This is a genomic window from Klebsiella sp. C349492 (assembly GCF_042055345.1).
Taxonomy (GTDB): Bacteria; Pseudomonadota; Gammaproteobacteria; order Enterobacterales; family Enterobacteriaceae; genus Klebsiella; species Klebsiella scottii.
Map to the genome: position 1 here is coordinate 1 of NZ_JANQCE010000038.1, position 295 is coordinate 295.

Annotated in this window: 1 pseudogene; it reads left to right on the plus strand. The window is 50.2% G+C overall.

Annotated features, from left to right (window positions below):
• Positions 1-260: pseudogene (locus NWP14_RS27870) on the plus strand (transposase); the annotation flags it as partial.
• Positions 261-295 lie beyond the last annotated feature (35 nt).

A 295-nucleotide genomic window follows, 5' to 3' on the forward strand; every position in this document is an offset into this window, starting at 1 on the left:
CGATATTTGGCGGCAATAAACGCGCCGCTATGCCGGTTAGCAAAATGGAGACCCTGCAGGAGAAACGCCGTCAGCGCCGCCTGCAGCGTATCGACGAGCAGCGTGATGAAATCGAGGCCGAAGCCAGAGGAACTCTGCCCGGCGAGTCACGCCCTGATTTTGGTAGCCTGTTTATTGATGCCGAACCAGTAGAAAGCAAACCGATATTTCTGCTGGAGACTGACCGAGAAGAATATTTTAAGAAAACGAATTCCCGTTAACTGGAGAATGAAGAATGTCTGATATTACTGTGCAA